The organism is Methylobacterium sp. WL19 (genome assembly GCF_008040005.1).
Taxonomy (GTDB): Bacteria; Pseudomonadota; Alphaproteobacteria; order Rhizobiales; family Beijerinckiaceae; genus Methylobacterium; species Methylobacterium bullatum.
This window is the reverse complement of the sequence record NZ_VRVC01000266.1, coordinates 1-1273: the sequence shown is the minus strand read 5'-3', so window position 1 is coordinate 1273 and position 1273 is coordinate 1. Positions and strand designations below refer to the sequence as shown.

General features: G+C 56.6%; 3 protein-coding genes. 2 read left to right on the top strand and 1 reads right to left on the bottom strand.

Annotated features, from left to right (window positions below):
* Both FV220_RS24965 and FV220_RS24960 read left to right on the top strand, forming a co-directional pair.
* A partial coding sequence (locus FV220_RS24965) for an integrase core domain-containing protein (RefSeq protein WP_147833580.1) occupies positions 1–248 on the top strand: 248 nt, incomplete at its 5' end.
* 151 nt (positions 249–399) lie between these two features.
* Positions 400–693, top strand: coding sequence for a hypothetical protein (locus tag FV220_RS24960; RefSeq protein WP_147833579.1), 294 nt, complete (start codon positions 400–402; stop codon positions 691–693).
* A 375-nt stretch (positions 694–1068) separates the two neighbouring features.
* Here FV220_RS24960 and FV220_RS25910 read toward each other — a convergent pair.
* The coding region (locus tag FV220_RS25910) for a hypothetical protein (protein WP_210245978.1) at positions 1069–1273 on the bottom strand (205 nt) is incomplete at its 5' end.

Below are 1273 nucleotides of genomic sequence, written 5' to 3'. Positions count from 1 at the left end.
AGAACGGGTACTGCGAGAGCTTCAACGCCAAGCTGCGGGATGAACTCCTCAACGGCGAGGTGTTCTACACCCTCAAGGAGGCCAGCGTCGTGATCGAGCAATGGCGCAGGCACTACAACAGCATCCGCCCGCACTCGTCGCTCGGCTACCAGCCGCCCGCACCGGAGGTCGTCATCTGGCCAACGGAACCAACCGGATCAGCGCCGCTCGCTCACCCCACCATCGTCACGAGACCGACGATGCACTAACTTCGATCCTGGGCCACCGAATGGGGGCAGGCCAAAGCGCTGCTGTGCGAGAACGGCAAGGGGTAATGAACAGCCACTTCCGACCTATCTCGGACGTTGGCTGAAACCGAACCCCGTACTACGATCCAGTAATAATCATGGCTTGGTATGAATGAAAGATTTTGCACCGCTTGCAGTTATTGTCTTATGCTTCATAGCCGGCATCTTCCTACTAGTGGTGCTTTTAAAACGCATTCGTGGGAAGCTCCAGGGTAAATATCCTTTTGGCTTTGGTGTGCTTAGTCCTTCAATCGCTGTATCTTTAGAGGAAGCCCAATTCTTCAATATCAATGAGCACGATAAGCCGCTTATAGAGAAATTTAGAAGGACATTATTTGCTGGTGTGGCGATCCTAATAGTTCTCTCCTTCGTGGCCCTCAACGTGCTACACCAAATGTTTCCGTAACTAGATAATGACTGCTTCCCACCCATTGCAGATTTTAAGAGCCGCTGGTTCAATAGCTTGGGAAGCATGAGGGATTAGTAGCACTTGCAAAACAGGCCATGTTTATGAGCATCGCTCAACAGTTCGCACGCGACGACGGCCGATCACGTCTAACCATCCATCAGCGGCAGGACGGCCTTTTTTTCTACACTGAAGATAGCTTCTACGACGGCTGGGACAATGCGCCCGCAATGTGGCGGGAAGGATACCCACCTTCCGGCCTCTTCGCGACTGTGGAGGATGCCAGAGCTGAGGCCACAGCCGTCATACCCTGGCTGCGAGCAACCCACACCTGATGGCTGCTCCCCACCCTGAGTCGACCTTCCTCGCTAGTGCCTAAGGTCGAAAATCATTCGTTTCGGTTGGCGAGGGAAGGGTGATGAGAGTCTTCACGAGCACGGGCTCGATCGCGCGCCGCAACCGCTGCCCCTCGGCGGCGGTTCTGTCTGCCGATGCGGCGCGCGTCGAGCGACCCCCCTCAAGCCGGGGATCGCGTCCGCGCTGGGCGGCGTCCGGGGGCGGGGCATGATCGTCGCCGGGC